Below are 26,724 nucleotides of genomic sequence, written 5' to 3' on the forward strand. Positions count from 1 at the left end.
GCGTCGTGCACGTCCGGGCAGTTGCCTGTGTTCGACCGCGACGGCCGACAAGGTGCGGTAACCGAGAATCTGGCGTCAGTGCTCCTGAGTAGCCTTAAGCGCAGTGAAGTATCTATATTCAAGGAGCCACGATGAGCGCGCTTGCAGAGATGATCGAAAAATCCATGGCAGCGGTATTGAACGAAGCCTGGGACATCCGAAACGGGACTGTTGTTCCTGCGACCGACAGCGTTGCTCTCAAGAATGGCGCAGTCAAGATCGAAGCCGCATATCTATACGCAGACCTGGCGGACTCCACGCTGCTTCAGAAGGCCTATAAACCCGAATTCGCCGCCAAAGTAATCCGGATGTATCTGCGTGGGGCTTGCGACATCATTCGCGACTGCGGCGGCAGCATCAAGAGCTTTGACGGTGACCGCGTGATGGGGGTCTTCATCGGTGATAGCAAGCGAACAGATGCAGCCGACGCAGCGCTAAAGATCAACTGGCTGGTAGCCAAGGCGATCAACCCGTTATTGCAGGCACATCGAAGCGATACCGGAAGTTACTGGATTCTTGAGCACGGCATTGGAATCGACGTCGGACCCGCCTTTATCGTTCGTGCCGGCGTCAATAACAGAAGCGGTGAACACAACCACAATGATCTGATATCTGTTGGCGAGGCACCTAACATCGCTGCCAAACTCAGTGGACTGCGCGGCGCTGAAGCCGGCCCGCTCGTCATCACTGAGGCGGTGTATAGCCGCCTTGCCGATTCGTCGAAGTTCGGAGGTACTGATAATAAGAACATGTGGTCGGGACCGCACACGACTCTTGCTGGGCCTCACACTGTGAAGGTCTACAAGTCCACGTGGAGAAGGACAGCGTGAAAGAGAAGGGCCGCCCACAGGCGGTTGATGCCGCCTGGCACGTCCACAATGCTCAACTGGACTGGACAGCCAAGGCCGACGCCAAAGCGGCGTTCGCCTTTGGAATCGACTCAGCCGCTGTAGCCGCTGTAGCCATTCTCGTGTCGACCGGTAAGGTGTTCTCTCATTTCGATCACTGGTGGCTGACCGCGCTCTTCACTTTGGGTGGCTTGGGTCTATTAGCGGGGATCGTGGCAGCTTCAATTGGAGTAGCCCCGAGGCTGAAGGCTAAAGGAGCCAAGAAGCTGTCGAAGACCAACTACATCTACTTTGGTCATGCCCGTCATTGGAAAGCGGTTGACCTAGAGAAGCGCCTGCGTACAGATGATCTGCTGCCCCAACTGTCACGCCAGATCACAGCGACAGCGGACATCGCCTGGAAGAAGCACGTTGCCGTCAACTGGTCAATCTGGCTCACCATGGGAGCTGGTGCGTTGCTCATCACCTACGTGTTGTTGACCCGGATTCCATAGATCTCGTTGCACGTGCGCAAAATCCCGACGCGCGTCATTGAGTTGTCGTAGTGGCGGAAGCGTGGTTGGCCACTTCGAGCAGATGAAGGTCGGGCGATCGTCAGCGGTGGCCTTCCCCTGTTTCGAAGTCACTGGGCAGGCGATCAATTCGGAGCTGTCCTCCGATTTTGGTGAGCGCGTGGCGACCTGTATGGACCTTCTTCGCGCCCCGAGGCATACGCAAAGCACTTCCGGCTTTAGTCACACTCATGCGGCAGGCGAGGCGAGCGCTGTACTTCCGTACATACGCAGGAACACTCAGAAGCGGAACAGCCACAGAAACTCGGCGTCAATGCGCGGGCCGTAGCCAGATGCGTGGGTCACATGATCCGGGCCCCTTTGGTCCCCTGTGTCTATCGCTCTGGCAGGTACCTTCCCGGGCCGCGCGCGGTGTCATCTTCAGCGTTCAGGAAGTCATCTGCCAAACGCGTACGTCCGCGTCGGCAGTACCCCCATTGAGGAGGGCAAGCGCCGTTCGGTGACGGATACCTACGTTTGTGATCGTGCCGTCGACCCAAAACCGCCTGCGCTCAAGTCGCTCGCTCGGTCAACCGAGCCTGCCTGGCAGAATGCGCAGTGCGTCGCGATATGCGGGCGAAGCTAATGCATGGGCGCCGTCGTATGCGACGCCGTTCCCTTTCTTGAACTTGACTCGTGTTACACAAGAAGCGCGCGGCGTATCGATCGCGTCGTAGCTCTACGCACCAATTGCCCCCAAAGCGAGGCAACTGCAACAGCCCCGCCCCGTACAAGTTCACATTCATGGCAACATGACAGTAGCCGACCAAGCGAACCTATCCATCGGCAACACAGTGCCGGCAAATGAGTCGCTAGAGACCGCAGACAGGAGCACCGTTGACAGACCCGTTGGCGAACCCGATCCTTAATTCGCCCTACAGGGTGCCCAAACGGCACTTCGTAGTTGGAAAGCAAGGGCCGACGGGCGAGATCGCCGAGAAGCGCCGCCCCAGCGAGTTTTTCATGCCGATTCCGCTCGCAAAGAAAGGCAAGAAGGGCGCCAATCACGAACAGCTCGAGTTCGACCTCGAGGGCACCAAAGAACGAAGTGAACGCAACGACCTGGTCGAAATGTTGCGGCTCGAGGTCGCCGATTGGCGCGCGCAGGCCTTCCCGCGGGTAACTCCAATCTCGCGCAAGCTGCTCGAGCATTGGTCCGCCCCAGACCGAGACAACCCGATTCTCTTTGCCCAGCGCGAAGCTGCTGAGACGGCCATCTTTCTCTCTGAAGTTGCGGGGCGCAGAGACTTCATTCCGTCAAGAACCACGAGTGCGAACTGGCGCCGACGCCTCGATGGTGCAAACGCCGAGCACAATTCCGGGCTCCCCCGCATTGCTCTCAAGATGGCTACCGGGTCTGGCAAGACGATCGTCATGGCAATGCTCATCGCATGGCAAACACTCAACAAGATTGCTAGCCCCAACGACAGTCGTTTCGTCAGGCGGTTCCTGATCGTCACCCCAGGAATCACCATCCGTGACCGACTCAAAGTGCTGCAACCGTCGGACGACGACAACTACTACGACCTGCGAGGCCTCATCCCCGCTGACCTCCGTGGCCTGCTCGGCAAGGCCAATATCGTCATCGCGAACTATCACCAGTTCCTCAAGCGTGACGCCAAAGAAATTAAAGGGGTCAGCGCAACTACACGCAAGATCCTTCTAGCGGGCAAGGCCGACCCCTTCAAAGAATCCGAGAAGGCAGTCGTCTCGAGACTCCTACGCAACCTCGGTGCAGGCAAGGGCGAGATCATCGTCCTCAACGACGAAGCTCACCACTGCTACCAACCCCGCGACCTCGACGAGAAGATCGACGCGGAATCGAAGGAGGCAAACGAGGATGCCCGCGTCTGGTTTAAGGGGCTCGCTGCCATTCGTAAGCACGTAGGTGTCAAGGCGATCTACGACCTCTCCGCAACGCCGTTCTATCTCAAGGGTTCGGGCTGGGGCGAAGGTCTCATCTTCCCATGGACTGTGAGCGATTTTTCCCTCATGGATGCGATCGAATCGGGAATCGTCAAAGTACCGCGGCTCCCCGTTGACGACAATGCCGAGGGCGATCAGGTCAGCTACCTACACCTGTGGGACCAGATCAAGGATGACCTCCCAAAGAGAGCAACATCTGCTGTCGGCGAACCTGGTACGTGGATCATGCCCGCGGCGCTCGAGGGCGCCCTCCGCAGCCTGTACAGCAGCTACGAGCGGTCCTTTTCCCGGTGGGAGAAGGAGCTTAGAGACCTCGGCGAGCCGCCTCCCGTCATGATCGTCGTTGCTCCGAATACCATCGTCTCGAAGCTGATGTACGACTGGATCGCAGGTTACGACAAGATCATCGGCGACACCACAGTTCACGTTCCAGGAAAGCTGGCGCTCTTCAGCAATGTGGTCGACGGAAAACTGCTCTCCAAACCGAAGACCATCATCGTCGACTCGAGGCAACTCGAGTCTGGGGAGGCGATGAAGAAAGAGTTCAAGGACGCGGCCAGTTCAGAGATTGAAGCGTTCAAGGCGCAGTATCGTCGCGAGAATCCTGGTGCGGATGTCGACAAACTCACCGATGAGGATCTTCTGCGCGAGGTCATGAACACGGTGGGAAAGAAAGGCAAGCTCGGCGAGGGCGTACATGCCGTCGTAAGCGTCGCAATGCTCACCGAGGGTTGGGACGCGAATACGGTCACCCACATCCTCGGAATTCGCGCGTTCGGTTCCCAGCTTCTTTGCGAACAAGTTGTTGGCCGCGGGCTCCGTCGTCGCTTCTATGTTGCTAACGACGAGGGATTCTTTGAACCAGAGTATGCAAATGTTTATGGGATCCCGTTCGCCTTCATCCCCTCCGATCGTGAAATCACCGGTACCAAACCCACTCAACCGGCTCTCCGCGTCCAAGCTCTTTCAGAGCGCGCCGATCTCCGCATTGAGTTCCCGATCCTCACCGGGTACCGAGTGGAGTTGCCTGATCAACCACTCGAATTCGATCCGGACGACTCCGACCGAATGGAGATCGGCGCGTCCAACGTGCCGAGCTGGGTGCAGTCCGAGGGGATCGTTGGCGAAGCTGAACGCATCGAGGAGTTGCTGGCCACTCGTCCGCAGCAGCTCGCGTTCGAGATTGCAGACCGTATTCTGCACACTTTCTTCAATACGGGCGAAGACCGTAAACCCTGGCTGTTCCCCCAGCTCGTTCGTATCTCTAGACAATGGCTCGACAACTGTGTCGATATCGAACATGGCTACAGCATCGGATACCTCTCCCTGGCAGAACCCCAGCAGAAGGCGGCCGAAACGGTGTACAACGCCATCATTCGCCGCGAGGCCCACGAGGCGCGACGGCCTCGACTTCGCCCCATGTTGCGACAGTTCGATCCCGTTGGCTCCACCGACTCCGTTCTCTTCGACACACGTAAGCAGTGCGTTGAGGTCGAGAACTCTCACGTCAACCGGGTCACCCTCGATGGCAAGGATGGAAACTCGTGGGAGGAAAAGGTTGCCAAGGTTTGCGACTCGTTAGCTTTCGACGGAAAGATCACCTCATTCGTCAAGAATGATCAGCTTGGGTTCCTCATCCCCTACGTGCACAATGGTCGCAGCCACTCCTATGTTCCTGACTTCCTGCTTCGCCTTCCGCAACAGCCTCACGAAGACTTCGTGCGCACGCTCATCGTGGAGGTTTCCGGCTCACAGAAGAGCCCAGGCCCGACAAAGGAGAAGGCCAGAACGGCGCGCGACAGCTGGTGTGTCGCCGTCAACAACCATCGCGGGTTCGGCCGCTGGGGCTACATCGAAATGCATAGGGCAGAAGTCGATAATGCCCAGTCCGTTCTGCGGGATGCGATCAATAGCTTGCTCCGTGATGAAGCCATCATTGGAGACCCGGATCTGCTCGAAGATTTTGTCTTGTCCACAATGGAGGCACACTAATGGCGCGTAAGCCCAGTACATCTGGCCCGACTCCGGTCGAGTCGATTACCCACAGCGAGAAGCGCACAAACATTCCAACCGCGGATGCTGCTGGTACGTTCTTCGACGAGAACGGCTCCTCTTTGCCTCCATTGCTATACCCACGTGACACGAGCCTTGACCCTCAGCTTGTCTGGCGCGGCAAAGATGAGCAAGATAAGGCGGACCTCGTGGTGGACGCTCCACCGATTTACATCCAGGAGAAAATCGATCCACGTGTGTTGATCGAGAACCTCCGCAAGACCGCGAAGAAAGGCGAGAGCGAACCGGAGCTAACGCTGTTCGATGACTTCGACGGGCTCGACGAACTCTCGCAGGTGGAGTTCTATCAGCACGAGGCAAACTGGGCGAACCGCATGATCCTCGGCGACTCGCTTCAGGTCATGGGGTCGTTGGCCGAGCGGGAGCAGCTGCGCGGCAAGGTTCAGATGATCTATGTCGACCCGCCGTACGGTATTAATTTTGGCTCCAATTGGCAGACTTCCGCCAGAGAACGCACAGTGAAAGATGGGCGCCTCGAGGACGTTGCGAGGGAAGCTGAACAGATAAAGGCATTCCGCGACACATGGGAACTCGGAATCCATTCCTACCTTTCGTATTTGCGTGACCGACTTGTCGTTGCGCGCGACCTTCTAACCGAAAGCGGAAGCGTCTTCGTCCAGATCGGTGACGAGAATGTGCACCTTGTCCGCGCTCTGCTCGACGAGGTTTTCGGTAATCAGAACTTCGCTGGACAGTTCGCATTCAGAACGAAAATTCCACTCAGAACGACCCTTGTACCCGCGATTTACGATCACGTTCTCTGGTACGGACGTTCCGTCGAGGACATCAAATTTCGGAGGCTTTTTAAGCGGCGCCGCTCCGGAGTTGGATCACAATTCACGAATGTCGAGGAATCGGACGGTACCCGAAGGAAGCTAACAAGGCCGGAGCTCCAAGACATTGAAAACGTCGATGGCGTCGGTCGAACATATCGCCTTACCGACCTAGTTTCGGCAGGACGTACAGAATCGTGCGTCTTTGAGTTTGGGTTTGGAGGCAAGACGTTCTACCCGTCGGGAAGTAAGAGTTGGAAGACCAATCCAGCTGGAATTTCGAAGCTGATCGCCGCAAACAGAATCGAGGCTCCTGCAAAGATGCCTAACTACGTCTTCTTCGCGGACGACTATCCGGTGGAAGAACTTGACAATGTTTGGACTGACACTCAAGGGGCTCTCGACCGCACATACGTGGTGCAGACAAGCCATCGGGTTATTGAGCGTTGTGTATTAATGGCGACTGACCCTGGCGACCTTGTACTGGATCCAACCTGCGGATCAGGTACGACTGCCTATGTCAGTGAAAACTGGGGCAGACGCTGGATCACAATCGATTCTTCGCGGGTCGCGCTCGCCCTGGCCCGACAACGGCTAATGGGCTCACAGTATCCGTTCTTCCTGTTAGCGGACTCGGTGGAGGGACGTCGCAAAGAGCAGGAGCTTTCAGGCAAAGCGATGCCATCCGTGACAGTAGCGAACGACGTACGCCACGGATTCGTTTACCAACGCGTCCCACACATAACGTTGGGCTCAATTACAAATAACCCCGACATCCGGGAAGGAATGAGCCGGGAGGAGATCGACACAGCGATCAAGCGTCACGCTGAATTCGAATACCTCTACGACAAGCCGTTCGAAGACAAGAAAAGCGTGCGAGTTTCAGGGCCGTTTACGGTCGAAAGCCTCTCGCCGCACCGTTCGCTGAGCTTCGACGACGCGAAAGAGACCAGTGCGCGTGAGTCAATCAGCGAACGCGGCGATGTCACCGACGCCGAGCGACCAAGCTTCGAGCAGTCGATCCTACTGAACCTGCAACGAGCCGGCATTCAGAACGGGCGACGCGATGAGCGAATCGAGTTCGCGACTCTCGACTACCATGCAGGCAGCTATGTGCAAGCCATCGGCGAGCGCAAGTACGACGATGAGAATGATTTGAACACTGCCAATCGGGTGGCTGTCGCAATTGGTCCGCAATATGGCACAGTAAGCCCGGGCTTCGTTAAGAGCGCGGCAAAGGAGGCAATCGCCGACGCATCCGTTGATTTGCTGTGTGTCCTTGGGTTCGCCTTTGATCCACAGGCAACCGGCGTGACTGAAGACGATGGGGTGACGATCATTGCTGGCGACGACGGGTTCGCCAACGTCGAAAGTGAACGCAAGCTGGGCCGCATCAAGGTACTGCTAGTACGAATGAACGCCGACCTGCTCATGGGCGAGGACCTTAAAAAGACTGGAGCCGGCAACCTCTTCACCGTCTTCGGCGAACCAGACATTGACATCCGGGACACTGACGACGGCAAGCTCGAAGTCGAGTTGCGTGGAGTCGACGTCTATGACCCAACCACGGGTGAAGTTCGTAGCCGCCAAACTGATCGAATCGCACTCTGGATGATCGACACCGACTACAACGAGGAGTCGTTCTTCGTGCGGCACTGCTACTTCACTGGCGGCAACAATCCATACAAGAAGCTCAAGAGCGCGCTCAAAGCCGACATCAACCCCGACGCGTGGGCGACGCTTAATCGCACGGTTTCCACGCCTTTTGATCGACCGACCACCGGAAAGATCGCGATCAAAGTCATCAACGACTATGGCGACGAGGTCATGAAGGTCTTCGAAGTCAGCTGAACGATTGGGTGGCGGATCCGAAATGACGCAGTACACCGAAGAACAACAGCAAGCAATCGACGAGCTCACGTTCCCACTGCAGCTCATTGCTTGCGCTGGTTCAGGTAAGACCCAGGTCATCTCACAGAGAATTTCGCACATTCTCGCCCAACCCGGCATAGAGCCTCGTAACATCGTTGCGTTCACATTCACCGAAAAAGCTGCTGCAGAGCTCAAGGACCGCATCTACTCGCTTGTGCAGCAGGAGCATGGCGAGGTGATCGGTCTCGCCGAGATGTACATTGGCACCATGCACGGCTACGGCCTGGACCTCCTCCAGACCTACGTTCCTGAAGCTTTCAAGTTCAACGTGCTCACGGAGATCACACAACGGCTCCTGATCGACCGCAACAGCCGCGAATCGGGGCTGACGACCTGCACCACCTCTTCGACCGGAACACCCCGGCTCCGCCGGTACATCCACTCGAAGCTCTACATGCAGGTCCTGTCGATCCTGCAGGAAGACGATGTCGACTTCGAGCAAGTGCCCGACGCTGTGGGTTCGAGCCTGCAGTCGTACGTCACGCTGCTGAGCAAACACAGCTACTTTGACTACACCAGCATGATCGCCACCGCCGTTGACTTCCTTGAAACCGACCCCGCCGAGAATCTCGACCCCGCCGAGTCTGCAGTTCTCGAACACCTCCGGATCGACGTGAAGTACGTGGTCGTTGATGAATACCAGGATGTCAATCCATTGCAGGAACGTCTGGTCGCAGCCTTGGTGCGATTCGGGGCCAATCTCTGCGTCGTTGGCGACGATGATCAAACGATCTACCAGTGGCGCGGGAGCGAAGTCAACAACATCCTGACGTTTCCCGACCGCCATCCGGGAGCGCGGATAATCGAACTTTCGGATAACTTTCGGTCTAGCAAGGGAATTATCGAGCTCGGCAGGAGCATCGCAGAGCGTATCCCTGCCGACGAACGGCTCAGCAAGGGGATGGTGTATGCCTCTCACCAGCAATGGGAACGCGACGACCTGCTCGCTCTCGAGTTTTCGGATCCAGAGGCCGAAGCAGTGTGGATCACCGATCGAATTGAAGCCTTGCGTGGTATTCCGTTCATTGACAATCCGGGTGATTCACCGCGGGGTCTGTCGTGGTCCGATGCGGCCGTCCTCTTCCGATCAGTGAAGGACGCGGGACCCTTGGTTGAGGAGTTCCGTCGGCGCGGTATTCCGTATCTAATCAAGGGCCTCGCGCGTCTCTTCGAAGCGCCGGAGATCATCGCGGTCGTCGGGTTGTTCCGATACATGATGGGTCAGATCGACTCCGCGTCGCTTAGAGCACTATGGGAGCAGGCGGACATCCTGCCGTATCTCGACCGCTTCGCTAAGGCGACTGCGTTGCTAGACGCAGGTAAGCGTTTTGATAGTGGCGAGCGATGGGGCATCTACAACATCCAGCGGCTCTACCTGGAAGTGCTTGAGGCGCTAGGGATTCGCGAAGATTCCATACCGGGATCGCCTGAGCGTGCTGAGCTCGTGATGTATCAGCTCGGCAAGTTCAGCCAAGTCATCTCCGATTTCGAGGCAATCTACTTCTCATCGGCACCGCGCTCGAAGTACGAATCATTCGTCGGCTTTCTCGAGTACCAGGCGCCGAGCTACTACGAAGAATCGGACGAGGACAACGGGTATGCAGCCCCCGATGCGGTGACCATCTCCACAGTCCATCGGGCGAAGGGGATGCAATGGCCGGCGGTATTCGTGCCATGTTTGCGGCGGAACCGATTTCCTTCATCCGCTTCTGGCGGGTTGAATGTTTTTCACGTCGTACCCGTCTCGGCAGTGCCACACGGCTCTCGCTACCGTGGCGGACTGTCTGAGGAAACCCGCCTCTTCTATGTCGCGGTCACCCGCGCAAAGAAGTATCTGTATGCGACGTTCTCCCCCGGAGATTCAGCGCGGAGTAGACGGCGCTCGGAATTCTTTGACCACCTCACAAGGTCATCCTGGGTCTCTACGGCGGACCAGGGACTACCAGTTAACCTCGAACGGTTGACGCCCACTCCGCGCCACGAGACGCCTCAGGTGACCATCTCGTTTTCGGAGCTCAAGTACCTCTTTGATTGTCCGTACCAGTTCAAGCTGCGTTTCATGTACGGGTTCAACCCGCCCATTCACGAAGCACTGGGATACGGGAAGGGGCTCCACGACGCACTCGCCGAGATGCACAAGCGAGCACTCGCAGGAGAGCTGCTCGAACGCGACAGTGCCCTGGAGTTGGTCGACCGCCACCTCAACACCCCTTACGCCTATCCAGCGCTGCGCGAACAACTGCGCAAGGCTGCAGTCGGCGCGATCGAGCGTTACTTCGATGTCCACGGCGACGACCTCCCCCGCACTATTCATTCTGAGAAACAGATCCAGGTGCAGGTGGGGCCAGGCGTTACCGTCGACGGGCGAATCGACCTGATCAAGCGCCTGGCGACGGACGAGGTATCCATCGTCGACTTCAAGTCGACCGATCGCGCTCAGGCCGAAGATGTCACCCGCGACCAGCTCCATGTGTACGCCTTGGGCTATCGCGAATTAACTGGCGAGTCAGCTGACTTGATCGAAGTGCTGAACCTTGACGAAGAGGGTAAGAACACTCGCGAAGCCGTGCGTCCAGAATTGCTCAAGGGGATCGCCGCGCGGATCGAGCAAGTGGCAAACGACATTCGGCATAACCATTTCGAATGCACGCACGATCACTCAGGCGACAGTGGCTTTGACGATCTCGCATGGCTCTGCGTGCCTCGCAGCCCGCACGAGTTGGAAGATCGCTGATATGCGTCGGGGACACCTTGACGTGGCTAAGTGTTTTCGCTGATCGACCCAGGAACTTGCGCGATTTCTAGGGCAGCGCGCCCCCAAGAAGTCCCACACGCGGCGCCCGCTATCCACGCGATTGGTGGTCGTGGCCACACCATCGACCGTCACTGTCACGGCATCGCCGACGCGCAGCGTGAAATCGTCCGGCGGAACAATGCCGGTCCCGGTCGACAGCCACGCACCATCCGGAAAGTTCTCGGCTCGGAACAGCCAGTCCACCAGGTCGGCGGGCGTGCGGGCCAACGCCGCTGTGGTCGTATGGTCCGGCACGACCGCGATCCCGTGCTCGAGTTTCGGCCCGACGCGTTTGGGCGACTTATGTGCAAGGCCGAAATAGTGTCATCTCGAAACCTAGCGATGATGTGTGCTTTTATCGACACGCGCATGGCGCCCTCGACGGCCTCGAAAACTACGTCCAACGTCAAAACTCAGCGATCTTGCGGACTGAAGCCGTCGCGCTGGCCCCGGTCGATGAGGCGAAGTAGTACCTCGACATCGTCGAACTGGTGGGCCGGATCGGACGCCACATGCCACCCACGATCGCCTTGCGCAATGTGAGCGATCTTGCGGTCACGCGTGTAAATGTCGACGGTTCCGTCTTGAAGCTCGATCCAGTCGAAGTCGCCCTTCAAAGTCATAATCGCACTCTAACGAATGTTGGGCACTCTCGCGGGAGATGGGAGCATGCGTCGACAAACATTCGCCCGATTTGGCGCTCCTCAACACGCTGTCCAGGCCTCTCCCGAGGCTCGAAATCTCCGGCCAAGATCGACCGTGCCAAGCACGCCGACTGCGTGCCGGAAACAGGCCTGAGATACTCCAAAAGGCAACCCGAAGGTCTGGCGACGACTATGCGTCAGCACTCGAAGCCGCTTTGGCTTTTTCAGCACCGGCCCTGTCCGCGCGACCCAGCCCAACCGCCGGCAAGATCACACTGTTTATCAGTGACAGCAGGAAGGCGCGGTCGACCGGTTTCCGCAGGATCAGTACCGGATAGGCGGCCATCGACGGGCTCATCAGAGCCAGGGTTTCCAGGCTGCAGTTCGCCCCGATCGCACGCTTCATCAGAATGCGGTTGACCGCCGCACGGCTCGACCAGCGCGGCATTCGCGACATCCGCCAGTTCGGGCGCGCGCGACCGCATCGAGACGCCACCGGCCATCACTGCAGCCTGCGCTTGGCCGCCTCAATGCTGTGCGGTTTGGCGATCACCGCCAGCTCGGACTCCGGCACATCCCAGCCTGAATCTTCGCGGATCGCGCTCCCGCCACGCGCGCCCTCCGCGTTGCAGTCAACCGTACGCAAGTGGATGCTTATGCGACTGGCTACCGAGAGACGCAGACGCTACGCCCCTTCAGAAGTGACGACGTCGCCGAGTTGCAACTGCCGTCCGCGGCGGCGATCGACCTCGCCATTCACGCCACGTCGCCATCGGCGATGGGCTGTTTCGCGTTTCCACCAGACTCGAGGAGCGCAGCGAACTTCAGGAACTGCCCGAGGTGAATGGCCTCACCACCGATCGGGATGTCTTCGATGGGAGCCGGTCTGGTCATTTCCGAATGCTAGACCATATGAGGGTGGTCAGTCTTTGAGGCTGGGGCCTCGTTTCACATAGACGTGGGTTGCCAACAGGTGAAAGGTTGACCGATCCGACAGGTGAGCTTTGGAGGCCCCAGTTGACTATCTATCGTAGTTTCGTTGGTCTGGATGTGCACGTCCGAACGATCGTGGGGTGCGCTATCGATGTGGATACCGGTGAGGTGCTGCGACGACGATTCGGGTACGACCTGGCCGAGGTCGTGTTCTGGGTGGCCTCGTTGCCGGGTCCGACGCAGGTGACGTATGAGGCCGGCCCGACCGGTTTCGGCTTGTATCGTCGGCTGATCGAGTCCGGGATCTGGTGTGTGGTCGCGGCGCCGTCGAAGTTGCAACGGCCCTCCGGGGATCGGGTCAAGACCGATCAGCGGGATGCGTTCCATCTGGCCCGGCTGCTCAAATTGGACGAGATCGTGGCGGTGACGGTTCCCTCGATCGAGGAGGAGACCTCCCGGGATCTGGTGCGCACCCGGGAGGATACCCGGCAGGATCTGATGGCCTCCCGGCACCGGTTGTCGAAACTGTTACTGATGCACGGGTTCGTCGATGACGACGGTGAGGCGTGGACACGCAAACACGACCGTTGGTTGCGGCAGCACCGCGACGGGGACCTTGCGTTCCAGACTAGGTGGCGCTGCTGCGTCGGCCAGTCAGCGGATACCTGCTGGTGGACCCACACTCGCGGACACGCTCGATACCATCACGGTATGCGCCGGACGAACTTCCCACTACCCACTTCTTGGGATCGAAAAGGTCTGGCTGCTGCAGGTTTCGAGGGTTTTGTCCCCTTAGTGGGTCTGGTTATGAAGGAGGTGACTCCAGAAAAGGGCATATATGCCGTACTTCGGCCGAACTCGGACGCGCCGTACACGCTTCTAGAACACAGTCCGCTTGACCGATACACGCTGGAGGATCTGGAGAGACGGTGGATCCCGGGTGCTCCCATCGTCTACATCGGCAAGGCCGGCAGCCCGACCAGCAAAGGCGGTCTCAAGTCTCGGCTGAACCCCTTCGGCCGGAAGGCTCGCAGCCATTCCGGGGGGAGATCGATCTGGCAACTTGATGACGTAGATCAACTGTTGATCTGCTGGATCAAGACACCTGGCATGGACCCTCAAGATGTTGAAAGGGACTATCTGGACGAGTTTGCGCGAGTGCATCTAGCTCAGCCATTCGCCAACGTAGACGGCCGCAAGTAGCCCGAAAGTGACTCGGTCAACGGGCGCTCGCATTCGGCACTCCCGCATGAACCTCAGTTCGTCAATCTTGGTTAGTGGCATGGGACCCATTACCGCTGCCACCTTGCGGGGTGCGAGACCCGCCGTTTCCGCCCTGACGATGCGTTGTGGGACGAGGGGGCAACGGATGCGATTCACGGACTTCTTCGCCGTCGAACGAGACGGCGACGACAACTGGTTCGACCGCGAGGTGAGCACCAACACGCCCCTGTATGTCCCTCCCTCGTGTTCGAGGAAGATGACCCCTACTGGGCAGGGGCTCGACAGACTGTGATCGGCATCTTCGGCCTCGCCCTCAGCTTCGTAGATGCCTCCGGTGGGGACGTGACTTCGCCTCGCTACTCGAGAAGCGATTGCTCGGCTGGTCAGGGCTCCAGCGCCACATCGATTACATGTTCGGCGAGGACTTCGTGGCATTCGAGAATCCCCGGGTCGGGAACGCGCTGTACCTGACGTACGGCGACTGGGAGGACCTGAGCCAGCTGTCGCGGTCACAGCTCCTTGCGTCGCGTGGGGGCGATTTAGACCGAATCATCCACACGGCGCGCTGGTTTGAGAGACTCCGAGTCGCGGATTACAACTACCGACACAACTGAGCCAAGGTCGGTGGCCTCCCACAGCCATCGGGGCATGTACCTGCCTACGGCAAACCCGACGGTTCTACGCCAGGGGTGGCCCCATCTCTACCGGCGACCACTCGCCCTCCGGTTCGTCAGGAGGGGCCAGCCCGAACAACAGGATGTCGAGGCACCGTCGCGTCTCAGTGATGAACTGCTGGAGCATCGGCATCACGTCGTAGGTTGTGTCCCGGTGGGTGAGCTGCACCTTCATGGCCGGGCGTAGGATCATCTGGCCGACCATGCGGATTGGCGCTCCAGCGTGGATCGTCCCGAGCACCACGCCGTCGGCGAACTTCACGTCGTCCTTCATGTCCACACGAGGTACCGCCTGGGTGCCGTGGTCGTCGTACTCGAAGGACCCGCCGAGGTTGATCCCCTGCACGTCTGCCGAGACCGTCAAGATGTCGCGGTGCTTGTCCTGAATGTCGAGGTCGTGGAGCATCGACAGCACCGACACCCCTTCGGAAGTCACGTAGGTGAACGGTTGCATGATCCGGAGCCGCTCTTGGAACTCCGGCGGGATCTCGCTCACCCAGTCGTTGAGCGCCTTCTTCCACTGCTTCTCCTCGGTGCAGATCGGGAAGTAGACCGACTTTGGCCTCGTGGGCTGGACATCGTTGAAATGCGCCATGCCCCAAGCCACGGCGTCGAATGCGTTCCGGAGGTTGTGGAGCGCGTCGCCGAGGTCCAGCGACCAGTCGTGTTTGGGTATCCCCTTGGGCACTCGGGCCACTAGGTCGATCCCCAGTCGGTCCTCGCGCAACACGGCATCTATCGAGACCGGCGCGCTGGCGTGCCACTCGCCGAACTTCGATTGAAGAAGGGCCACGTGCGAGTTCCCCCGACTCCACTTGAGGTTGGGCCAGGTCGTGAAGTTGACCCCGCCAACGAGGTGGATCGGCTGGACGAACGGCGGTTCGTCATCGGCGACTTCGGAATCTTCGGCCACAGGACCAGCATGGCAGTTGGAACCGACAAACCCTGGAATGCCACGGCGCCGCCTCCCGTGGTGCCCTTCTTGACCTCGCAGGGCATGACCGGTATACGAGGGGCCCCAACCCTCTCAGGTCGCGGGGTGCGAACGCAAGATCAGGTGGCTAAAACTCAACCAGTGACGCCTGCCATCGACGGGTCAGCGGCACCACCACGGCAACGAACCCAGTTGGCCGAGATCTCGCCACTGGCATGCGGCACAGGGGCCGACCCAGAAGCCTCTACAGGTCCTTCATGTAGAACAGCGAATCTCCGTGGACGTCATCCGGCTCCACCCGATCAGTTTCGACAAACCTGAGCTTGTCCATCACGCGACGAGACGGGGTGTTCCAGTCACGTGGTGGCCCACAGGCGCCGGTAACCCGACTCGGTCGCCCAGCCGAGCACCGCCTGCGCCGCCTCTGTCGCATAGCCCTGACCCCAGACTGTACGCAGAAACTCATACGCCAGCTCCGGCTCGCCATCCTGCCCGTGCACATTGGGAATCAGACCGCAATAGCCGATGACAGCGCCTGAGCCCCCTCGCTCCGCGGCCAAAAGCCTCAGGGATGCACCCGAAGTGGCCGCGGCTTCGTGACGGATACGTCCTCGAGATCTTCCACCGTCGGATGCCCGTCCGGGCCGATTCGACGATGCTGAGGCACGCGCGGATCGCGCTCCGCCAACAACTCGCGCTGCAGCGCGGCATCCGACACACGCCACGGCCGCAGCAACAGCCGATCCGTCTCGAGGACGACCTGGCCCGCAGACACTGGCTCGTGGTTCATAGCGACGATTATGCAGGAACTGCGCTTCAGTGAGAGCTGTCTTCTGGTATCGACTGGTTCGCGGAACCGATCTCGCGTCGGCCGATGCCGCCGGTCATCCCTGCTGGTCCCACGGCTTGATCGAGCCGATACGGATGTTGTTGCCGAAGGGGTTCCGGATGGCGAAGCCCGTTCCGTTGGGCTGCTCCATCGGCTCCTGAGTGATCTCCACACGGCCACCGCGATCTTCTCAAACGTGCCCTGCACGTCGTCGGTGGTGAACGCGAGCCATCCGCCACCAGCTCCCTTGGTGACCACGTCGCGAACCTGGGCCGCCGTTGCTTCGTCATGCGCGGAAGCGCCCGGCCGCTCCAACAGGATCTCCTTTTCAGCAGAGAACCAAGCACTCGTTTAGCTGCCGGATCGCGCGAGCGCGCTCGACCTACAGGCCCTGCGGCCCGTGCACATTCTCAACCGCAAGCACACCCTTGCACCGCGGGTACCGCCCGCACCCATAGAACGGCCCACGCCGCTTACTCTCGCGGCGCACCATGAACGCACGTCCACACCGCGGGCAGACGATCGACTCGAGGCTCTCACCGATCGCATTCGTCCTGGTCAACCCGAAGTCCCGGATCAGCTCCATCAAGAACGGCGACTCGCGTTTGTCGATCGTCACCAGCAACACACCACGACGCGCCCGCGTCAGCGCCACATAGAAAAGCCGGCGCTCCTCGGCACGCGGAAAACTCTCCGCACCGGGCATCGCCAACCGCAGCACCGGATCATCCGGAATCGTGCTCGGAAAACCCCACCGACCCGACACCAGACCCAAGATCACGATGTAATCCGCCTCAGCACCCTTCGACGCGTGCACCGTCATGAAACGCACATCGAGACAATCCTCGAGCTCGCGTGACCGCGTCAGATACTCCGCCTGGTGCCGGTACCGCCCGAGCACGAGCACAGTGAGCTTGCGACCGTGCGACGGCGGAACGGCACCACTCAACACGAACTTACGCAACGTCTTCAAGCGATGCAGAATTGCGGATGCGACAGCATCCTCTTTCGCAACCGACATGACGCCGATCGTCGGCGGAAACTCTGCACCGGAAGACACGACCGTCTTGGCAAGCTGCGCGGGGTTCTTCTGCACGAACCGGCTGGAGACATCCGCGATCGACTGCGGAAAACGAAACGTGCGCTCCAGCCGCAGCGTCTCACTCGGGCCGAACTGTTGCTCGAACTGCGTCATCACCGACAGGTCACTTCCCGCGAAACGGTTGATGCTCTGCCAATCGTCGCCGACCGCGAACAGGTGCCGGCCCGGCTGAGCAACCAACGCGCGCACCAGTCGGGAACGCGCGCGACTCGCATCCTGGAGCTCGTCGACCATGACCAGCTCATACGGGCTCTGCCAGCGGCCGGCCTCAAGATGCTCGGCGGAGAGGTTGAGCATGTCCTCGAAGTCGATCACCTCCTCTGCGGCGAGCCGCGCTTCCCACACCCGCCGAATCGCCACGAAGAGGGTGAGAAATGCGCGATCGCGGTACCGCACCTCGCCATCGGAGTTGCGCCCCGCCGGATCCTGCTCGAGCCGCTCGCGCAGTTGTTCGTCAGACAGGCAGTTGCTCTTGGCGTGAATCAAGAAACTGCGGAACGTCTGCACGAGTTCGCGGTTCTGCACGACGGTTTGCCCGGCATATGTTCGGTCCGCGTCCGGGTGCAGCCGGATGCCGCGCCGCGTCAGCTCAGCGGCCAAGTCGCGCAGTGCCCGACCGTTCCACAAATCACCCGCTGTCGTTTCCACCAGGGTCGTGCCGTTTTTGCGGTGCAGGTCGCGCTTCCAACGCATGCCGTCCAGATAGCCGGTGAAGTCTTCGGGCGGCTGCCCGTTTTCATCCAGCGCCCAGTGTTCGTGATAAACATCGATGCCCGGGTAGTAGAAGTCCGGATGGTACTGCCCGTGCTCCGGATCGGCCGTGTCACGCTCATACGTGCGCTCGTATACGTAATCGACGCCGTTGTACGCGAGCCAGTTGGCGATCATCCGCTCGCCAGCGCTCTTCACGACCTCGCCGCGAACCGTGCGAATGACCGAGGCGGATGCTGCGTCAACGTTCTCGTCGTCACCCTCGTTTCCGTTCTCGGCAGCCGCGCTGTCGGCCGGATAGTCGCGCGCAAGCACGGCCCGGAAGAAGTCCCAGTGGTAACGGAAGTCGCGATCCGAGGCGCGGAGATATTCGACGATCTGGCCCAAGCGTTCGATATCGCCTCCACCCTCCAGCCACGGTGCAAGCGACGGCTTTCGGCCCGTGGCCTTGCCGATGACTTCCAGGCCGAACGCGTGGAAGGTCTTGGCACTGACCTGGCTCGCGTCGAGCCCGAGAGGTGTCAGTCGCTCGAGCGTGCGCTGTTTGAGTTCCTTCGCTGCTGACGCGTTGAACGCGAGCATGAGAATCTTGTCCGGCTCGATCAGCCCGCGATGCATTGCGTATGCGGCTTTCGCGACCATAGTCGAGGTCTTGCCGGATCCGGCGGACGCGACCACGAGCATCCGATTGTCGAAGCAGACGACCGCTCGCTTCTGCTCATCGGTGAGCGGTGACTTTTCAACGGTGTCGAAAAAGTCGCGGCAGACCCCGAGTTCGTTGTCGAGTCGTGCTGCGTTCGCGCGCGTGATGTAGTCGGGCAGGCTGTGGCACCACAGGCGGATGGCGTCGCTGCCGGCCGCGCTCTCGGCTTCGACGTGTGCGCGCAGCGTGGGGTTGCCGTAGAGCTCGCCGAAGCCGGTGGCGGCCTTATTGGCTGTCCAGAGTTCGGTGAACTCACGCGTCAGCCAGCCGTGCTCGGTCAATTGCTTGGTCGCGGCGGCCTCGAGATCGGCGACCCATTGCCGCACCCGCTGCCCGGCCTCGCCGAACGCGACCTGCAGCGCTTCAAGCTCGCGACGGCGCTCGACGTCGGCCTTCGCCGAAAGGATGGTGTCGACGATGCGTTTCGCGCGCCAGTGCGGCAGCCCGCCTGCTCGTAGTTGCCGGTCGCGAGTATGGAGCTCGACTGACGACCAGGGGAATCCGGTTGCGACACGTATCGTCTGCAGCTGCCGGAGGTCGCACTGTAGGTACTCACTGCCGACTTCTGCTACGAGTGTGTCGCCGTCGAGCGCCAGCTTCCAGTCCGGCTGCCGGGAAAGCGCGCGTGCCCAGCCCCGCTGTTGCCAGAGCACGTACATGCGGCCTCCTGGTGCTGCGAACCATCTGCACGAAGGCGACAGTGCCCGTGCTCTCGTTTCATACTTGCAGGATTGACGCGCTGGCTCTGCCCCAGTGCGGGGCACGCTTCCTGATTCTGTTGAAGGAAACATCAGCATTTCGATTGATATAATCAACATTGTGAATGTCCAAATTGCCGTCAACAGCTTGCCGATCTTCAAATCCGAGTTGCAAGCAAGACTCCTGTTCGAGTTGCTGACTACGAGCGAGCCTCGCACGGAAGCGGACCTTGCGCGGCTGCTGGAACGCCCACAACCGTCAGTGCACCGGGAACTCTCGCGCCTGATTGACAGTGGCTACCTGCGATTCGAGGCGGTCGGTAGAGCCAAGTTGATCACTGCAGATGACGGCAACCCTGCGATCCCTCCACTGCGAGCACTCGTATCGGTCACACTCGGCCCGGCACAGCTGTTGCGGAAACAATTGCCAAGCGTCCGGGGTATCCGGCACGCACTGATCTTCGGTTCGTTTGCCGCGCGCGCCGAACGTGTAGCCGGTCAGTCTCCCGCCGATATTGACCTTCTGATCGTGGGAGACGTGGACCGTGCCGCCGTCTACTCGATCACCAGCGCAGTCGAATCCGTCGTTCGTCGTGAGATCAACATCACCTTCACAAGCAGCGCACGTTGGCAAGATTCCACAGAACCGTTCTTGCAAAATATCAGGTCGAATCCGACGATTACGCTGCTGAATCATGACGACAGCCGTGACGCACTGGCCACGCCGGCAGGCAGAGATCGACTTACTCCTTCGTGAGAGACGGATTGAAATCGTTGCCGTCGAGGTCTGCGGCTCCACTCGCGACCTGTCCCTACGGACAGCACCGCAACACCACCTGCAGTGAAGTGAGCGTATTAGCCATTGCACTCATGGCATGGTTCTAGTAGGGCTTGATTTACATGTTCTAGAGGGGATTGATCTGTACGCTGGTGAAGACGGTGAAGTACCGGGAGTCGTGAGGCAGATCATGAACGCGATCCCGGACTCCCCTGAAAATTGGCGATTGGAGATGCGAGAGATGGCAGCCAAGACCGTACCGCGGCAGCTCGAAGCGACGGCAACCCGCGAAGGCAGATGGTGGTTCATAGACATCCCTGAGCTCGGCACCGGTGGCCAGGCGCGAAGCGTGCGGGAGATTGATTCGGCCGCTGCAGAAATCGCATCCCTCTGGCTAGACGTTGACACGAGCGATGTCCAGGTGAACGTCACAATCCGCGTTCCCGCAGACGCTCAGGCAGCCTGGCAGCGCGCCCAGGAGATCGAGATTGTCGCGCGCGAGGCACAGGCCGAAGCGGCGATGCTCAAGCGCACCGCAGTTCATGCCCTCCGCGCCGATGGATACACGCTCGATGCAGCGGCACGTGCATTCAAGATCTCGACCCAGCGCGCCCACCAACTGGCTCAATGACGACGGGCGCAGATACGCGCTCATCCATAATTCGATCTTCAAGTCCGAGCCGCAAGTAAAACTCCTGTTTGAGTTGCTGACTGCGAGCGAACCTCGCACAGAAGCGGAGCTTGGGTGGCGGCAGAGCCAAGTTGATCAAAGCGGATGAAGGCAACCCAGCAATCCCAATGCACTGAGCGCCTATGGAAGCAAATCAAGCATCTGAGAGCGCGCCTTCATCGCGTGGATCACAAGTTCGTTTCCGCTATCGAATACGAGGACCACGGTTTCAAGTAGTCGTCCTTGCGTGTCGAATCCAAGCCGTAGCTGCCTGGCTGGACCGTCCTCGTCAAGGTCCGCTATCCAGATGGCCCAAGTCGCCGCCTGGATCGCGTCTGCGGAAAGAACCCCGTGTCTGAGTGCGGCGTCATGAACCTTCACGCGGCAGATTCCGCCAGAGCATCGCGGATGACCTCGGAACGAGACTTGCCCTCACGCGCAGCCCGAGCGTCGACGGCTGCAAGCTCTTCTAAGGTAAGCCGTAGCGCAATGACTTGCGATGGCCCGGCACCTCGTCCAGGCCGCCCGCGACCACGCTTCTTCAGCGCATCGACGTCGTACCCTGCTTCAGCCTCCGCCGACCACGCAGAGATTTGCTCTTCCGTGACCGGCACGCCATTGATCGTCTCGTTCACATCCATAATGATAATGTAATACGAAATTCCGCATGTGTCGAGATCGTCATCCACAATCTCGATCTGAGTGCTTGCGTTGAGTTGCGGGCGCGGTGGATGTTTGCCCCCAACTTGTCGCTGCGTGGGTTGAAGGCGGTGACAGTCCACGATTTAGGGAGCCGCGAGTCCACGATTTGTGGAGCCGTCGAATATCGACCATTTGCACGTTCGGTCGGCCGACGCTCATGACAACGATCGCTCCAAGGCATAGGCCATCGTCGGCGTCACTCGACGGCCATAGTCGTTGAACACATGCATCAAGTCCTTCGAACCGTCTGCGGTGTGGGCGACCCCCGCGATATCGAAGATGGCCACGGGCACCAGATCGCGCATGAGCGCGACGAACGGTTGGAAGAACACTTCGGGGCGCGCACCCACCAGTTCTTTCTCGAAGTGGCGCAAGTAGTACTCACCCGCCGCCTTCTTCACCGATGCGAATCGGGCGAAGACCGCTTGTTCCTCGAACCTGGACTGGAAATCATACGTCACTTCCTCGGCGTACCAGTCGTGACGATCGTTGACGCCCACCGCGAGCGCGCTTGCGACCACCCGGTACACAAGGGCCTTCGGTGTGGTCGCGGGGGTGTTCTTGGGAACTCCGAGACCGGTCGCAGCCTCGAGACGCTTGATGACCTCATGCGGGTTGTCGCCGGCCATCATCTCGATCCAGCTGATCGAATACACCTCGCCGGACAGCTTGTATTTCGCCCCGCCGACTAAATCGAACTGCAGCCGATACGCATCCGGTTCGTCGTAGACGAGCAGCAATCGGTCGTTGCTGTCCGTCAGCACCGTGCCAATTCGCAGGTGCGGATGCCTGCGCACCAGCTCACTCGCAATCCACCACGTGTGCGCGTGCAGGAATCGGTTCGCGGGCGGGCGGTAGTCCTCGTACGGGCCGTGGCCGGTCACGATGCCGCCCTCGCGTCCGCTGTCACGGCGTCCGCTGTCACGGCATCCGCTGTCGCAGTCGAGGCCGGCGAGGTTGGCGCGGGCACCCGATACGGCGCCAGAACCTCCTCCAGCGTCGTGCCCAGCAGTCGAGCCGACTCGGTGTACTTCACGGTCAGGCGAGCGCGCACGTCGTCGGGCAGACCAGCCTGCCGCACAGGATCGGCATTGTGCGAGATGTCCGCCTTCTTGATCGTCAAAGCCATCGGTACCGCGCGAACGCGAGCCATGGAATCAGCGAGCGGCTCCCCTGGGCGCTTGGTCACGGCATCCACTGCGTCGAGAATGTGCGGCGCGAAGCCGAGCTCACGCAGGTCGTCGAGAGTGACCGAGGTGTCCTCGACCACGTCGTGCAGCACGGCGACGATCTTCTCGTCCGTTGTGGTGACCCGACTCATCACGGTCAACGGATGGCAGATGTACGTCACGCCGAGCTTGTCGCGTTGGCCGCTGTGGGCACGGCGCGCGAGGGCGATAGCTTCATCCAGCTTCGAGGGTGCAGCGCGCGACAGCAGATATTCCGTGACCGCCGCCCAGGTCGGATACCGTGCGCCCGGCCCGAATTGCAGCCACTCACCTTCGAATTCGGCGGCGCCGTTGCTCGAGCGATCATCGACGAGAAAGTCGCCGCGGTTGAGATTCTTGTGATGCGAAAGGATCAGCCGCTTGTAGGCAACATCGTGGTCGTCCATGGCCAGATGCTTCTGCACCCACTCGACCTTGTCGTGCCAGGCCGACGGGTTCTTCCACGGCGCCGTGGAGAGGATGTAGGTGTCGAAGTGGCGCGCCAACTCGCGATAGGCATCCAGCGCGCCAGTCAGCGGCTCCATCAGTGCGAAGATGCCGGGAGCCTCGTCGAGGTCGTCGCGGTACCCGTCGCGCATGCGCGGGTCGAGCCGTTCGATCCCGCTCTGAAAGTCGACGAGCGTGTTGTCCAGGTCAACGTAGAGGATCTTCTTCGGTGCGGATGCTGTCGCTTCACTCATGTAGTGCTCCTTCTGTTCGGATTGTGGTGCTGTTCGCTGTGTTGTGCTGTTCGCTCTCGTGGCCCTGTTGGCGGCAAATCGACCCGCGTGCGGCCACTCACGCCGTGCCCTGCTGCCGCTTGTCGCGCTCGACGACCGGCACGACGCGCTGCACTGCCTCCTGCAAAAACGGTTTCGGATCCGCGTCGGAAAGCGCCACGCGCACTTCGGCGAGCACTTGCGCTGCCGGCACTCCCCGCTGCCTCACCGCGTACGCAGCTGCGACGGATGGCGTGCGACTCCGTGCCTCGAAGCAGTGCACGAGCACGGTATGGCCCTCTGCGCGCAGCGATGCGATGGCATCCGCCGTGTCGGCGAGCACCAGGTCGACGTTGAGGTTTGCGCCGTCCTCGTCGATCAGCCAAACCTCGATGTGATCTTCCGGCGCCACGCGCGCCGGCACCTGCATTCGGCCAACCCGGCACAGCGACACGACGGCGTCGACGTTGGCGGGCAGTCGGTCGAGCGCGGCGATGTCGCCGAGCCACACGCCGCTGTCGTGCGGATGCTGCACCAAAGTATCCGTGCCACCCAGCGGCATCCGGTCCACAAGTGGCCACCCCGACTTGTTCGGTTTGCCGGCGTCGACGGCCAGCACTGCCAGGCCGACGAGATCGCGCGTGCGCAATCCAGGCCAGCCGTGCAGCACGCGGCGCAGATGCGCGGGCACGGCGGAACCGCCCCACTTCGCGCCGGCGAGCGCTCCCGCGATCGCGGCGACGGTGTCGGTGTCGTTGCCGCACCGCACCACTCGCTCAAGAGTGTCGAGCAGCCCGTCGCCGCGGTGGATCGCGGACCACGCCGCCTGCAACGCCGCCACCACCCAGCCGTTGCTGCCGGGAACATCCCGCGGCTGCACCGCCTCGGCTGTGTCGATCAGCCCGTGCCAACGGGCCTGCCGATCGGCGGGCAGCGCGTCGATCTGCGTGCGGATGTCGTACTCCCCGGTCAGGATCGCGTGCCGGATCGCGAGGCTCCAGATGACGCAGGCGTCGCCGGCATCCGTCTCGAAATGGGTCAGGTCGCTGATGCGGCGCGCGGCGACGGCGAGGCCGGCAGGGTCGCCCAGGTAGCCGAGGGCGACCGGGCCGGTGCGCATGAGTGAACCGTTGCCGGCGGACCTGCCGGTCGCCTGGTGCACCGCCTTGGCCGCGGCGCGAGCGGATACCTCGGTCGAGACCGGTGCATCGTGATCGAGTTTCGCCGCACGCGCGAGCACCTGGCGGGTCTGAATGCCCACATCCTTCGCGGTGCGCGCCCAGCCTTGCCAGTCGGCTACAACCCGCCCGAGCACAGCAGCGTCGTCGAGCGATTCGCCGTCGGCCAACATCTGGAGCAGCGGAATAGCCATGCTGGTGTCGTCCGTCCATTCGCCTGCTTGCCAGGGTCCGCCCGCCTTGAGAACCACGGGAACGTGATCGGGCAGCGATGGCTTGAACTCGTACGGGGCGCCGAGTGCATCACCGGCTGCCGAGCCGAGCACGGCTCCAACGGCGCGATCCTGGAGGTGGCTGCGAGAGGTGGTCATACTGTCTCCATCGCTTGAATGGTGCTCATTCGATTAGATCGTTTCTGCGTTATTTAAAGAATAGCGCAGATCTGAGACAATTGATGCATGACGACCTACCGCGACAGCTCGAAGAAGCGCCTGACCGACTATCCGCGGCCATCCGTCGCCGTCGACACGGCAGTGCTGACGGTGCACGACGGGCGGCTCAGCGTGGTGCTCGTGCAGAAGGCCGAAGCCGGCTTCGACGGGTGGCGCCTGCCCGGCACGTTCCTGCATGAGGGCGAGACGCTCGCGGATGCCGTACTTCGCTCCCTGCGCGACAAGGCCGGCATCACGGGGCTGCGTCCACGCCAACTGCACGTGTTCGACGCACCCGAGCGCGACGATCGCGGCTGGGTGCTGTCTGTAGCGCACCTCGTTGTGGTGCCGCAGGCATCCGTCGAGCTGGTGGAGCCGGACTCGGCTGTCGGCACCGGGCCAAGCTCACGCTCCGTGCCAAGCTCACGCTCCGTGCCAAGAGTAGAGCTGACACCGTGGGACGCCGCGCACGACCTCGTCTACGACCACGAGCAAATCATCCGGATGGCGGTGGAAACCCTGCGCGCATCCTACGCCGCGCTCGCCGACCCGGAGCAGCTGCTCGGCGAGACGTTCACACTACTCGAGCTGCTACGGCTGCACGAGGCGATCGCCGGGCGGCCGATGATGAAGGACACATTCCGCCGCCACATGAGGGATCAGCTAATCGAGACGGATGCCTATCAGCCAGGTGTCGTCGGCAAGCCGGCGAAGCTGTTCCGGCGGCGCTAGCCTCGCGCGGCAGGTGACCCGCGGTGATGCCGACCTATTGTGGAGGTATGAGCACTTATGTGGAACCACTGGCTCCTGAACTGGACGTGTCCGACTGGATCGGCGCGCCATCCACTCTCGAATCGCTGCGCGGGCGGGTGGTTTTGATCGAGGCGTTTCAGATGCTCTGCCAAGGCTGCGTGCGATACGGGCTGCCGCAGGCGCAACGCGTTCAGCGAGCGCTCCCCGAGGTAGCGGTGATCGGGCTCAACACGGTTTTCGAGCATCATGAGGTGACCGGGCCGGATGCTCTCAAGGTTTTCCTGTCGGAGTTCGCCATCAACTTTCCGGTCGGCATCGACCGCCAAGACGGCCATCAGTTGCCAGCCACGATGCGGCGATATGACCTGCAAGGCACTCCGTCGACGCTCGTGATCGACAAGTCGGGGCGGCTGCGTTTCTCCCACCTCGGCGCCGTTGACGACCTGGTGCTCGGCGAGATCCTGGGCCGAATGGTCGCCGAACCCGCACAGCCTGTCGCGGAAGAGCCCTGAGCATCCGCAACATCATGCCCGTGCGAGGGCGGCCCGCACAGGTTGCCTCACGCGACAAGTTGGTCGTGCACATCGTCGGTCGTTGCACCCGGATTTGCTCGTAATAACTCTTTGCATTTCATTCGGACATCTAAATAATCAACGCATTTCTTACATGTTTCGTTGATATTGCATGAGGTCCCGGCCTCTTTCAACTACGACGACTTTAGAAGTGTGCGCAGGCATCCACGGGCGAGCCGCGGGCATCCGCACGCTGTCGGATACGTTCATCGGGAACCCCTTGACCCATGAAGCGATGTGGCGTGTCACCTCCGACGGCCACAGGATGGCTTAATGCGCTAGCGGAGGCCGGCGCCGTGCGCAGCGTGAAGCTGGGGCGTGACCG

Annotated in this window: 23 protein-coding genes and 1 pseudogene; 11 read left to right on the forward strand and 13 right to left on the reverse strand. The window is 60.7% G+C overall.

The window, feature by feature from the left end:
• Positions 1-131: 131 nt before the first annotated feature.
• The 5 genes from QU604_RS16080 to QU604_RS16100 all read left to right on the forward strand — a co-directional run bounded on the left by QU604_RS16080 (position 132) and on the right by QU604_RS16100 (position 10,876).
• The gene (locus tag QU604_RS16080; protein WP_308465627.1) at positions 132-869 is read left to right on the forward strand and encodes an adenylate/guanylate cyclase domain-containing protein; all 738 of its coding nucleotides are present in this window, start codon (positions 132-134) and stop codon (positions 867-869) included.
• Positions 866-1,381, forward strand: coding sequence for a Pycsar system effector family protein (locus QU604_RS16085; protein ID WP_308465628.1), 516 nt, complete (start codon positions 866-868; stop codon positions 1,379-1,381). Before QU604_RS16080 ends, QU604_RS16085 begins: the two co-directional genes overlap by 4 nt.
• Positions 1,382-2,275: 894 nt before the next feature.
• Complete coding sequence (locus QU604_RS16090; RefSeq protein WP_409349974.1) at positions 2,276-5,356, forward strand: BPTD_3080 family restriction endonuclease; 3,081 nt, start codon at positions 2,276-2,278, stop codon at positions 5,354-5,356.
• Positions 5,356-8,061, forward strand: a complete 2,706-nt coding sequence (locus QU604_RS16095) for a site-specific DNA-methyltransferase (RefSeq protein WP_308465630.1) — start codon at positions 5,356-5,358, stop codon at positions 8,059-8,061. Before QU604_RS16090 ends, QU604_RS16095 begins: the two co-directional genes overlap by 1 nt.
• Before the next feature lie 22 nt (positions 8,062-8,083).
• A complete protein-coding gene (locus tag QU604_RS16100) occupies positions 8,084-10,876 on the forward strand; it encodes an ATP-dependent helicase (protein ID WP_308465631.1) in 2,793 nt (930 codons plus the stop codon).
• A gap of 473 nt (positions 10,877-11,349) precedes the next feature.
• Here QU604_RS16100 and QU604_RS16105 read toward each other — a convergent pair whose 3' ends face one another.
• From QU604_RS16105 to QU604_RS16120, 4 genes and pseudogenes are all read right to left on the reverse strand, one after another.
• A complete protein-coding gene (locus QU604_RS16105) occupies positions 11,350-11,559 on the reverse strand; it encodes a hypothetical protein (protein ID WP_308465632.1) in 210 nt (69 codons plus the stop codon).
• A 211-nt stretch (positions 11,560-11,770) separates the two neighbouring features.
• Positions 11,771-12,028, reverse strand: a complete 258-nt coding sequence (locus tag QU604_RS16110) for a hypothetical protein (protein ID WP_308465633.1) — start codon at positions 12,026-12,028, stop codon at positions 11,771-11,773.
• 54 nt (positions 12,029-12,082) lie between these two features.
• Positions 12,083-12,226, reverse strand: coding sequence for a hypothetical protein (locus QU604_RS16115; protein WP_308465634.1), 144 nt, complete (start codon positions 12,224-12,226; stop codon positions 12,083-12,085).
• 39 nt (positions 12,227-12,265) lie between these two features.
• Positions 12,266-12,474: pseudogene (locus QU604_RS16120) on the reverse strand (RNA-binding S4 domain-containing protein).
• 123 nt (positions 12,475-12,597) lie between these two features.
• Between QU604_RS16120 and QU604_RS16125 the strand changes: the two are divergent.
• Complete coding sequence (locus tag QU604_RS16125; RefSeq protein ID WP_308465635.1) at positions 12,598-13,716, forward strand: IS110 family transposase; 1,119 nt, start codon at positions 12,598-12,600, stop codon at positions 13,714-13,716.
• Positions 13,717-13,882: 166 nt separating this feature from the next.
• Positions 13,883-14,029, forward strand: a complete 147-nt coding sequence (locus tag QU604_RS16130) for a hypothetical protein (protein ID WP_308465636.1) — start codon at positions 13,883-13,885, stop codon at positions 14,027-14,029.
• 386 nt (positions 14,030-14,415) lie between these two features.
• Here the strand turns inward: QU604_RS16130 and QU604_RS16135 are convergent, their stop codons facing one another.
• The 4 genes from QU604_RS16135 to QU604_RS16150 all read right to left on the reverse strand — a co-directional run bounded on the left by QU604_RS16135 (position 14,416) and on the right by QU604_RS16150 (position 19,349).
• Positions 14,416-15,324, reverse strand: coding sequence for a hypothetical protein (locus QU604_RS16135; RefSeq protein ID WP_308465637.1), 909 nt, complete (start codon positions 15,322-15,324; stop codon positions 14,416-14,418).
• A 377-nt stretch (positions 15,325-15,701) separates the two neighbouring features.
• On the reverse strand, positions 15,702-15,905 hold the full coding sequence (locus QU604_RS16140; protein WP_345784272.1) for a GNAT family N-acetyltransferase: 204 nt from the start codon (positions 15,903-15,905) through the stop codon (positions 15,702-15,704).
• A gap of 5 nt (positions 15,906-15,910) precedes the next feature.
• Positions 15,911-16,135 carry a GNAT family N-acetyltransferase gene (locus QU604_RS16145; protein ID WP_308465639.1) on the reverse strand — a complete coding sequence of 75 codons (225 nt, stop codon included), beginning with the start codon at positions 16,133-16,135 and terminating at the stop codon, positions 15,911-15,913.
• A 421-nt stretch (positions 16,136-16,556) separates the two neighbouring features.
• Positions 16,557-19,349 carry a UvrD-helicase domain-containing protein gene (locus tag QU604_RS16150; RefSeq protein WP_308465640.1) on the reverse strand — a complete coding sequence of 931 codons (2,793 nt, stop codon included), beginning with the start codon at positions 19,347-19,349 and terminating at the stop codon, positions 16,557-16,559.
• Between the two features lie 160 nt (positions 19,350-19,509).
• Here QU604_RS16150 and QU604_RS16155 point away from each other — a divergent pair, with 160 nt between their 5' ends.
• On the forward strand, positions 19,510-20,145 hold the full coding sequence (locus tag QU604_RS16155; RefSeq protein WP_308465641.1) for a helix-turn-helix domain-containing protein: 636 nt from the start codon (positions 19,510-19,512) through the stop codon (positions 20,143-20,145).
• Between the two features lie 262 nt (positions 20,146-20,407).
• Positions 20,408-20,797 (forward strand): antitoxin HicB, encoded by a 390-nt coding sequence (locus QU604_RS16160; RefSeq protein WP_308465642.1) that lies wholly within the window; start codon positions 20,408-20,410, stop codon positions 20,795-20,797.
• Positions 20,798-20,977: 180 nt separating this feature from the next.
• On the opposite strand, the gene QU604_RS22230 is transcribed toward QU604_RS16160, so the two are convergent.
• From QU604_RS22230 to QU604_RS16180, 5 genes are all read right to left on the reverse strand, one after another.
• Entirely contained in the window at positions 20,978-21,217 is a 240-nt protein-coding gene (locus QU604_RS22230; protein ID WP_409349975.1) for a toxin, read from the reverse strand.
• Positions 21,214-21,525, reverse strand: coding sequence for a ribbon-helix-helix domain-containing protein (locus tag QU604_RS16165; protein ID WP_308465643.1), 312 nt, complete (start codon positions 21,523-21,525; stop codon positions 21,214-21,216). The genes QU604_RS22230 and QU604_RS16165 overlap by 4 nt, the downstream gene beginning before the upstream one ends.
• 168 nt (positions 21,526-21,693) lie before the next feature.
• The gene (locus QU604_RS16170; protein WP_308465644.1) at positions 21,694-22,422 is read right to left on the reverse strand and encodes a TY-Chap2 family putative peptide chaperone; all 729 of its coding nucleotides are present in this window, start codon (positions 22,420-22,422) and stop codon (positions 21,694-21,696) included.
• Positions 22,419-23,447: a 5' nucleotidase, NT5C type gene (locus QU604_RS16175; RefSeq protein WP_308465645.1), complete on the reverse strand. Its 1,029-nt coding sequence runs from the start codon at positions 23,445-23,447 to the stop codon at positions 22,419-22,421. The genes QU604_RS16170 and QU604_RS16175 overlap by 4 nt, the downstream gene beginning before the upstream one ends.
• 97 nt (positions 23,448-23,544) lie before the next feature.
• Positions 23,545-25,014 (reverse strand): ADP-ribosylglycohydrolase family protein, encoded by a 1,470-nt coding sequence (locus QU604_RS16180; RefSeq protein ID WP_308465646.1) that lies wholly within the window; start codon positions 25,012-25,014, stop codon positions 23,545-23,547.
• An 87-nt stretch (positions 25,015-25,101) separates the two neighbouring features.
• On the opposite strand from QU604_RS16180, the gene QU604_RS16185 reads away from it, so the two are divergent.
• Positions 25,102-25,806 carry an NUDIX domain-containing protein gene (locus QU604_RS16185; protein ID WP_308465647.1) on the forward strand — a complete coding sequence of 235 codons (705 nt, stop codon included), beginning with the start codon at positions 25,102-25,104 and terminating at the stop codon, positions 25,804-25,806.
• Positions 25,807-25,853: 47 nt separating this feature from the next.
• Entirely contained in the window at positions 25,854-26,339 is a 486-nt protein-coding gene (locus QU604_RS16190) for a TlpA family protein disulfide reductase (protein WP_308465648.1), read from the forward strand.
• The last annotated feature ends 385 nt before the right edge of the window (positions 26,340-26,724 follow it).

The organism is Rathayibacter sp. SW19, assembly GCF_030866825.1.
Classification (GTDB): domain Bacteria; phylum Actinomycetota; class Actinomycetes; order Actinomycetales; family Microbacteriaceae; genus Rathayibacter_A; species Rathayibacter_A soli.